We start from the raw sequence: 8,753 nt of genomic DNA on the forward strand, positions 1-8,753 counted from the left end.
GGGACTTCAGACTAACAATGCAAACCTGCGTCGCTGCGCTCCGACTGCCCGGCCGGATGAGCGTGGAACGGGTGGCCGGATGTTGGTGGACTGGGTGGCCAGATGGCGTGGAATGCGCATTATGTCTCTCAATACGAAGAGGACAATGTCATCCATTTCCTTTTTGAGGCGCTGAGGACAGGCCACCAAAAACCGCGTCCCAGCAATGAAATTGATGCTTGCCGTTGGCTCAGTGCCAAGGAGGCGACCAAGCGGAACGTGCGCGCGCCGATTAGATCATTGTTAAAGCGCTGTGCGTCTGATGCAGACGGCAGCCATCTTGTCCTCAAAGCAGGGTAGTAGCGTCGTTTCTTAAGGTGAGTGGTGACTTGAGCTTCGGTAAAGTAACGGCTCAGGCAACAGGTACGACGACGCGAGCCGTAGGCCTGAAAAATTACAGACGGATATCATAGGGGCCGCGAATCAGCGCTTGGATTCGGGTTCCAGTGATCTGCTCCTCATTCGAAAAGCCATCATAGCTGGCGAGTTCTCCAAACTTAATGCCTGTGAGCTGTTCGATCTGGGTGACGCTTCGCCGATACGTCCTGAGTGCGCCAAAGACCAGCTCAAGATTTCCGAGCTCCCGAGTCTGGTCGATCATGTAAGCGCTGGCGGATGGCTTACCGTCATCTCCGAGAAACGCGACGACTTTCCAGAATGCTGTGGGTATTCGTACGCCTCTGTACAGCGGGTCGTCATCGCGGAAAACCGGCCCAGTGAATATTGTTGCCCGGGCTTTCCAGCGGCGAGTGTTCTGAAGAATGTAATCCTCAAGCTCCAGCCACGTCTTTTGGTTAAATGCCGCCATCTGCGGCGAGCAGTTGGTGAAATGGAAAGTGTCGTCATTAGCGGCCTGCGCCTCGACTCCCCAATTTGGATCCTGACGGCGTACCAGGTGGCCCCGATCTAACAAGTTGTCACGATAGAGATCCTCGCCAATCTGTGCATCGGCAGGTAGGCGACCGTCATATGCCCAAGTGTCTTGGTGCCGCGCTATCTCGACGCTGCTAGCACCCTCGATATTCACCCCAACGTAAAGCGCGATGCGCCGACTTCGAGACATGGTTATCGAGAAGTGCGTGTAGTCCAAGCGGTTGTCTTTGTCACCCACGGCATAAACATCCTCCGTCAGCGCTGGCATTGGCGTCGGCCAGGGCACCAGGAAGTCGCCAAGAAAATCGCTGCTGCAACCCTGTCGATCTTTGAATTGCGCTGCAGGCGTGACCCGGGCTTGCGGGACTGATCGTTGAGTAGTGGCAAGCAAGGATGAGGTGGCAGTGATGGGCTGAAGATCAGCAAGACGTGGTCGATGTGCAAGATCCACCTGAACGCGTTTTGTCGGCATCTCACTACCTCTGCGAATTGAAAAAGCCCGCTAAGGCGCGGGCCGAAATATTCCAAGGGAGCAGTGATAGTGCGCTGACGACGATGAACATAATGTGACGAGGTGACTAAGGAGGGAATGCGTCATCCTCCCGTCAATTGCATCAGCTGTCCGGTCAGGCGCCAGGGAGGGCGTGCGGAGCGTCGATACGGGCTTTCAACTTCTCGGCAAACTCTACGGCTTCCAGCATGCTTCGGAATTTCACCGGGTAATCGTCAAGCTTCACGAGCCAGTCCTGGCCACCCAAGGCCTTTTCCACTCTGATTGTCATAGCAACTCCTCCATACAAGTTTGGGGATTGTTGGGTGAAAATCATCCGGATAGTGCAACTGCTGAAGGGATGTTTGCGAGGATTTATTGTGAGAGGCGACGGTTGGTAGTCCGGCAGACCAACGTGTTCGGACGTACCGGTTCGGCGGAGTGAAGTTTCTGACTTCGCCGGCACGTAAGCACACGCTGACTCAGCATGACCAAAGTTGGCTAGGCTCGGCATTACTTGGCAACCGAAACGGGCCTATGGACTATTTCGCCAAGTCTTGCTCCAGATGGTGACGGAGCGAGACCAGCTTGCTTTCTGCCTGGGCCAGCGAGGCTTCTGATGCAGCTGTCCACTCTTCGGACAAAGGCATCAAATCAGTTTCAGTTTTGGCCTTCAGGCACCACTGGAAATGGTCGTGCCATGATCCCAAGGCCGATTGAACGGCTTTGAGCTCAACCCTGGATTTTTTGCGAAGTGGAGAGACGTGAGGAAAGGCCTCTGTTAAGTATCGAGTGTTCTTCACCATGATGCGGATGTCGTGCCGATCATGTCCCGGGTCGGCAAGTCCGGCGACGAGTCTCTTGATCCGTTTGTTCAATGCCTTGGAGATCTCAGTCTTGACGCTGATCAGCTCCCCATTGACTTCTGCACAGCGAAAGGCGGATGGCCAGTTATCCAACTCGGTGAAAAGCGTATCAAGAGCCGTGCTTTTCAGAATCGATGAGTAGCCGTCTTTCAAAATTGCCTGGCGTTTATCTGCTTCCCTCAGATACCCGTGGCTTTGCAGCTCACCAATCATTACCTCCAGATCCCGAGCTGCCGTGGTGACACGGCCAACATTGGCGGCAGCGGTATTTAACGGAATAACTTCATCCCTGGTTCTTAGGGGGCGTAGCAAGCTTCTGATTCGACGAACTGCTATCCGCAAATCATGGAGGGCCTCAGGGTCGCTGTTTGCCTCCATCCGAGCGCGTGCGTGGTAAAGCGTGACCTCTAATCCAATGATCTGACGTACATATTCATCGACGAATGACATCGGGATTCCCACTCGGTAAAAGTGAGATCAGCGTAGCAGATGCGTTCAGGTCTAACGTGAAAGTCCAGAAAGTGACGCCACCTGAAGCTTTCTCATCACGTCGCGGTTCTTGTCGTGGTGATGTTGCATCCGCTTGATCTTACAAGCTAGAACCGCCATGCGACATTTTTCCTGCAAAGGAGAAAGCTGCGGCGTGTAAAGGGTAGAGGTGACCGGCGACGTCGGGCAGTGCCATTTGGCGATATTGGCAGTAAAGGTTTGGCTCGAACGGTGGTGAGAGAGTGTCCGGTTTTGCTGTAGTGTCTTACCGGCGACGCTCACAAAAATAAGAGGAGCATTATGAGCTGTCTGATATGTGCAGGCCACGCTGAGAAAATTGAAACCACTGATGGTTGGGAGGAGAGGGAGTGCCAGCAGTGCGGGAGATACCGAATGTCGCAAGCGCTCATTCTGACGCTTATGGAGCAAGGTCAGATCTTCGATACGCAAAAAATGCAACGCTGGCTTGAAATACAGCGCTCCAAGGTAGAAGTGCCAAGCATCGAAGTGCATGAGGCGCTGCTGCTGCCGTGATCATCCGCAAGCACTACTGGAGGCGATGCGACTGCATGCGCGTTGAAAGGCAATGGCGATCTTGGCTGCGGCTAGGCATACAGAATGCTGTGCTGACTATTCGGCAGCGGCAGCGAGAGCCACGTGATCATGAATTCCGTCAACGTATTGCGACTTGAGCTGTTCGGCCATCGGCCCAAGGATCGGGTTGGCCCTGAACTCTCCAAGATGAGCATCTATTACGGTACTCACTCGTACGATGGCCTCATCGACGCTGGCTGGTGCGGTAGGATCGAACTTAATTCGCTCCAGTTCCATGTCCAGCGCTTTGAGCACGGGCTGAGCATCCTGCATTTGAGTCCGTAGCAAATCGAGCGACGACATAGTTCACCTTCCTGGAAACGATGCTCAAGTGTCTCATAGGATTGGCATTTTTTCGTGAATTCGTATTCATGTGTTTGTTTCGAAATGAGGGCGGCGCTATGAAGTGAAGCTTGGCTGTGAGCTATTCTTGAGATATCGTATGATCTATCGCTGCTATGATTGATGCCTTTTTGGATAGGAGGGTCTTTTATGCGTCGCGCTGTATTCAACCAGAAGGGCGGCGTTGGAAAATCCAGCATCACCTGCAATCTTGCCGCCGTCAGCGCTGTCGAGGGTTACCGCACCCTCGTGGTCGACCTGGATGCTCAAGCCAACTCGACGCATTACCTTCTTGGTCTGGTCGGAGATGACGTTCCTCCAGGCATAGCCGATTTTTTTAAACAGACATTGTCATCAGGGCCGGCAGCCAAAAAACCACGGGTCGAAATTTCGGAGACGCCGTACGATAACTTGCACATCGTGACAGCTAGTGCAGAGCTGTCCGATCTTCAACCAAAGCTTGAGTCGAAATATAAAATCAACAAGCTGCGCAAGCTCTTGGTCGATCTGTCAAAGGACTACGACCGGATCTACATCGACACGCCGCCAGCCCTCAATTTCTATTCGTTCAGCGCGCTCATTGCGGCAGATCGGGTACTTGTCCCCTTCGACTGCGACAGCTTTTCACGCCAGGCGATCTACAGCGTCATGGCCCAGATCGAAGATCTTCGTGTTGATCATAACGAGGCACTAGTTGTGGAGGGCATCGTCGTCAACCAGTACTCCATTAATGCGAATTTCCATCGCGCACTGACGAACGAGTTGATAAGCGAGGGACTGCCAGTGCTCCCGGTTTACCTCAATGCGTCGGTCAAGATGCGCGAATCACATCAGACGTCCAGACCTTTGATTCACCTCGACCCGCTCCACAAGCTATCGTCGCAGTTTATCGATCTGCTCCATCTGCTTGAGGGGCGAACAGAAGCGGGCCAGATGTAGCCCCTCTTTGGTTGCGTAGCCCACCGCCTACCCAGCGCTGTTTGTGTTTACATCACCGTAAATCCCATCCGCTATTTTCGACCTTAAAGTTATTTCGATTCAGTCCTTTCTGAAGCGGTGGCGTAGCTATTGTTGATGGAAACCAGGGAGGAGGGCGATTATGTCTGATAATCAAGTTAGGGAATTGAGAGAGGCATTGCTGGCCATTCTGAGCACTGCGGCATGCATGGGAATCGACATAAATTTGCTATGTCATCTTGCGGCCGAAGAACTCAGTGCTGAAGACATTTCTGAAGATGTGAAACCCTTCGTTCCCGGCACAATTTATCAAATTGCCGTGTGTATGAACTATGTAATAGACGCCCCGTGACGTTTCGCTAGGGCCGATCTTAGGTGCTCCGGGGCCAAGAATATTGGCGGCTTTCTAGGAACTGCCGGGGGTGATCTCAACGTCGGCAGACTTTCGATTCGATAGCCGGAATTTGTAGTCGTTGGCATTGATCTGCACTGCTATCAGGCGACCATTTGGATCCGCGCGCCGCTGGCTATCTAAGGCCTGCTAGTAGGCTAGGGCATGCGCGCCTCGATCTGCATTACTGGCTTTACACGTTCGGCCCATTCACCCGCCGTGAAGGCGATGGCATCTATTACCGGGCATTGATCACTGGTGACGGAGTGCGCAATGGCGGGTAATGAGTCCTAGGTGGCTCCACTAATGGATGCCAACCTTGAAGTCGTTTTGAACAACCTCGCCAGTGATCGCCCTCCGTATCTCGCGCACGTCGCGTGCAGGCGATGCGCCGAATTGCCGTAGATACTCGCGGCTAAACTGTGATGCGCTTTCATAGCCGACAGCGAACGCCACGTCAGACGCGCGATGCTCGCCAGCAAGCAAAAGCTGGCGAGCTTCCTGCAACCTAAGCTGTTTCTGATACTGGATAGGACTAAGGCCTGTCATTGACAGAAAATGGCGATGCAGGCTTGCGCGGCTCATGCCGCTTGCATCGCACAACGCCTCGATACGAAGTCGGGCATTGTAGTGATCCCTGATCCATGCAACGGCTCGCCGAATGCTGGCCAGTGCGCCGTCGGGTTGGGCAATTTGACGCAGCAGCCGCCCTTGAGGCCCCTGAAGGAGGCGATAAAGCAATTCCCGTTCGACCATGGGGCCCAGAACCGGAATGTCGGCCGGCGTGTCGAGCAATGACAATAAGCGGAGCAACGTGTCGCGGAGCGAAGCGGTCATCGGGTTTATCGTGATGCCAATCCCTTTTTGTTCGCTCTCGCGAACCGGCGGCATGGTTGCCGCCAATTCTGCCAGTATGGCGGGATCGAGGACGAGCGATACCGCCACGTAAGGCTGCCCACCTTCAGCATCAAGAATCTGTCCAATCAAAGGCAGATCTAGGGCGCTGATGAGATATTGCTCACTGTCGTAGCTCAGAAGATTGTCGTTAATCGCAACGCGCTTCGAGCCCTGCAGGATAAAGCAGATCATCGAGCGATACAGGCATGGCGCCTTGTCTGTAGAGCCTTGTCCGACGCAGAGGTCTACACGCGGGATCCGTGTGGTAGTCAAGCCCGGTGGCGCATGGCGCAGGGCTATATCAAGATGCGGCGCAAGATCGTTGTTCATGAGTCGATTATGCCAACGCCCAGCCTTCACGCAAGACGATTGATACAATCAGGCAATGAATTGAGCTTAATAGGCGTGGGTTACCAACAGGTCATTGCCTATCTTGAGCGGGTCAAGAAAGCACCGAAAGGCGCACCTAACCTAGCAGAGACAGCCCATGACCAACCAGATCGCTCTTATCACTGGCGCCAGTCGCGGCCTCGGCCGCAATATGGCTCTTCACCTCGCCAAGCGCGGCGTCCACATCATCGGCACCTATCGCAGCGGCGTGGCAGAATCCGAATCGCTGAAGCAGGAGATCGAGGCGCATGGCGGCAAGGCTGCGATGCTGCCGCTGGACATCACCGATACCAGCAGCTATCAGGCTTTTTCAAACGCACTGACTGATACGCTGAAGACTAACTTCGGCCGCGATCGCTTCGACTTCCTCGTGAACAATGCCGGCAATGGCCTCTTTGCGAACTTCATTGACGCGACCGAGGAGCAATTTGGCTCACTGGTCGCCACCCATCTTCGCGGCCCGATTTTCCTGACTCAAAAGCTGTTGCCGCTCGTGGAAGACGGCGGTCGTATCCTGAACGTTTCGTCCGGCTTCGTGCGCTTTACTTTGCCGGGGTACAGCGTTTACGCGGCGGTGAAGGCCGCAGTCGAAGTGCTGACCCGTTACATGGCCATAGAACTCGGTTCGCGCCAAATCCGGGTGAATGCGATTGCCCCTGGTGCCATCGCAACCGATTTTGGCGGTGGTGCGGTGCGCGACAATAAGGATGTGAACGCTTATGTAGCACAGGGCATCGCGCTGGGCCGCGTCGGTCTGCCGGACGATATCGGCGGCGCGGTTGCCGCCATCCTGTCCGATGACATGGCCTGGGCTAACGGGACGACTTTTGACATCTCGGGCGGACAGTTGTTGTAGCGACAGCCGCATCAACCCATCCATCGCTGCCCTATAAAGAGACCATCATGCCGCGCGCTCAACTTACGCTCATCAGTCATCCGTTGTGCCCATTCGTTCAGCGAGCGGCCATCGTGCTGCTGGAAAAGACTGTGACCTTTGAAAGGATCGACGTCGACCTCGCCGCCAAGCCAGATTGGTTTTTAATACTTTCGCCGACGGGAAAGGTGCCGTTACTCAAGGTGGCGCTGCCGGGCAGGGCAGACTCGATTCTCTTCGAGAGCATGGCCATCTGTGAATATCTCAACGAAACGCAGGGGGGTGTCAACCTTTACTCCAGTGACGCACTCTCCCGCGCGCAGCAGCGCGCCTGGGTAGAGTTTGGCGTGGCGGCGCTCTCCGATGCCTGGCAGTTCCTAAACGCCAAAGATCCTGCGATCGCTGAGGCCAAAAAAGCTGACTTTCGAGATAAATTGCAGAGGCTCGAAGGCAAGCTAGATCGAGTGCCTTATTTTTCAGGTTCGGCGTTCGGCATGGTCGATTCAATGTTCGCCCCTGTCTTTCGGTACTTCGACTTGCTGAGCCCAGTCGTCTCCCTGCCGATCTTCGAAAACCTTCCCCGCGTCTCAGCTTGGCGGGCTTCACTGGCGAAGAGGCCAAGTGTCATCTCCGCCGTGGGAGATGATTACGTCGACCGATTTCAGCAGCATCTGGTTAACCAGCAGGCAATACTCTCAGGCTCAGTTCGTTAAAACCCCTTCAGTGAGTTTGTTAGAAATTCTCACAGTTGATTTTCGTGGCTTCATGCGGCAGATTCATGCCATGAACAGTTAACGTTTCCGTTGCGTAAATTCAATTATTACCACCTTCACCTAGGTGGTGGGACTGCGCGCGATATGCCGAACCCCGCCGCAGAAAGCGGGATTTTTCCATTCCTGCTTCTGAGGCTCACCCAGGAACACAGAAATGGACGCACTTACCCGAACTCTCAAAGAGACAATCGAAGCTGCTGACCGAGCGATTACGGCCGAAAACTTCGACGAACTTATGAAGTTTTATGCGGATGATGCAAGTCTCGTAGTCAAACCAGGATTGACAGTCGCAGGCAAAGACAGCATCCGCCGAGCTTTTGTCGCCATTGCGGAACACTTCAATAACAGCATCGTTGTCACACAGGGGAAGATGCAGGTTATACAAGGAGGTGATGTAGCTCTCGTTATCATGGAGACCCTGCTACATGCCACGGATAAGGTCGGTGTGAAAACTGAAATTTCGCGCCGGGCCACCTATGTGTTCCGACAGATCTCCGAAAAGTGGCTATGCGTAGTGGACAATTCCTATGGTACGACGCTACTGGATAGTGTCGTCGAATCGTAGGACGTCAAAACGGGTGGTGCCTATTCCGTAGCTAGGCTCCATCACCCGCAAGCAAAAGGTGGCAGTTGGGCTATCCGCAAAGTGCGGTCTACCAGACGCTTAGTGCGCCAGTTAAAGCTGGCGGAGGATAGTCGATGAAAGTTCGATACTGGTAAGAAATGGCGAATCAACCAGACCCCGAGTCATGCATGTTGCACCGTGAGGTGCAGGGTG

General features: G+C 54.2%; 12 protein-coding genes. 6 read left to right on the top strand and 6 right to left on the bottom strand.

What is annotated here, in order from left to right; translation table 11 throughout:
- The first annotated feature begins 102 nt into the window (after positions 1 to 102).
- Positions 103 to 339, top strand: coding sequence for an NUDIX domain-containing protein (locus tag ACP7E4_RS30065; RefSeq protein ID WP_426119888.1), 237 nt, complete (start codon positions 103 to 105; stop codon positions 337 to 339).
- Between the two features lie 94 nt (positions 340 to 433).
- Here ACP7E4_RS30065 and ACP7E4_RS30070 read toward each other — a convergent pair whose 3' ends face one another.
- The 5 genes from ACP7E4_RS30070 to ACP7E4_RS30090 form a co-directional block, all read right to left on the bottom strand.
- Positions 434 to 1,384 carry a DNA/RNA non-specific endonuclease gene (locus tag ACP7E4_RS30070; protein ID WP_426119886.1) on the bottom strand — a complete coding sequence of 317 codons (951 nt, stop codon included), beginning with the start codon at positions 1,382 to 1,384 and terminating at the stop codon, positions 434 to 436.
- A gap of 154 nt (positions 1,385 to 1,538) precedes the next feature.
- On the bottom strand, positions 1,539 to 1,694 hold the full coding sequence (locus ACP7E4_RS30075; RefSeq protein ID WP_426119884.1) for a hypothetical protein: 156 nt from the start codon (positions 1,692 to 1,694) through the stop codon (positions 1,539 to 1,541).
- A 250-nt stretch (positions 1,695 to 1,944) separates the two neighbouring features.
- Positions 1,945 to 2,718, bottom strand: coding sequence for a CHAD domain-containing protein (locus tag ACP7E4_RS30080; RefSeq protein WP_426119882.1), 774 nt, complete (start codon positions 2,716 to 2,718; stop codon positions 1,945 to 1,947).
- Between the two features lie 51 nt (positions 2,719 to 2,769).
- A complete protein-coding gene (locus ACP7E4_RS30085) occupies positions 2,770 to 3,270 on the bottom strand; it encodes a hypothetical protein (RefSeq protein ID WP_426119880.1) in 501 nt (166 codons plus the stop codon).
- 117 nt (positions 3,271 to 3,387) lie between these two features.
- On the bottom strand, positions 3,388 to 3,654 hold the full coding sequence (locus tag ACP7E4_RS30090; protein ID WP_426119879.1) for a hypothetical protein: 267 nt from the start codon (positions 3,652 to 3,654) through the stop codon (positions 3,388 to 3,390).
- A gap of 189 nt (positions 3,655 to 3,843) precedes the next feature.
- On the opposite strand from ACP7E4_RS30090, the gene ACP7E4_RS30095 reads away from it, so the two are divergent.
- Positions 3,844 to 4,632, top strand: coding sequence for a ParA family protein (locus ACP7E4_RS30095; protein WP_426119877.1), 789 nt, complete (start codon positions 3,844 to 3,846; stop codon positions 4,630 to 4,632).
- A gap of 160 nt (positions 4,633 to 4,792) precedes the next feature.
- On the top strand, positions 4,793 to 5,002 hold the full coding sequence (locus ACP7E4_RS30100; RefSeq protein WP_426119876.1) for a hypothetical protein: 210 nt from the start codon (positions 4,793 to 4,795) through the stop codon (positions 5,000 to 5,002).
- A gap of 342 nt (positions 5,003 to 5,344) precedes the next feature.
- Here ACP7E4_RS30100 and ACP7E4_RS30105 read toward each other — a convergent pair whose 3' ends face one another.
- Positions 5,345 to 6,268, bottom strand: coding sequence for an AraC family transcriptional regulator N-terminal domain-containing protein (locus ACP7E4_RS30105; protein ID WP_426119874.1), 924 nt, complete (start codon positions 6,266 to 6,268; stop codon positions 5,345 to 5,347).
- 157 nt (positions 6,269 to 6,425) lie between these two features.
- On the opposite strand from ACP7E4_RS30105, the gene ACP7E4_RS30110 reads away from it, so the two are divergent.
- The 3 genes from ACP7E4_RS30110 to ACP7E4_RS30120 all read left to right on the top strand — a co-directional run bounded on the left by ACP7E4_RS30110 (position 6,426) and on the right by ACP7E4_RS30120 (position 8,540).
- Positions 6,426 to 7,184, top strand: a complete 759-nt coding sequence (locus tag ACP7E4_RS30110) for an SDR family NAD(P)-dependent oxidoreductase (RefSeq protein ID WP_426119872.1) — start codon at positions 6,426 to 6,428, stop codon at positions 7,182 to 7,184.
- A gap of 47 nt (positions 7,185 to 7,231) precedes the next feature.
- Positions 7,232 to 7,915, top strand: coding sequence for a glutathione S-transferase family protein (locus tag ACP7E4_RS30115; protein ID WP_426119871.1), 684 nt, complete (start codon positions 7,232 to 7,234; stop codon positions 7,913 to 7,915).
- Between the two features lie 214 nt (positions 7,916 to 8,129).
- Positions 8,130 to 8,540: a YybH family protein gene (locus tag ACP7E4_RS30120; protein ID WP_426119869.1), complete on the top strand. Its 411-nt coding sequence runs from the start codon at positions 8,130 to 8,132 to the stop codon at positions 8,538 to 8,540.
- Positions 8,541 to 8,753 lie beyond the last annotated feature (213 nt).

It is taken from the genome of Pseudomonas sp. DSP3-2-3 (assembly GCF_049898225.1).
Taxonomy (GTDB): domain Bacteria; phylum Pseudomonadota; class Gammaproteobacteria; order Pseudomonadales; family Pseudomonadaceae; genus Aquipseudomonas.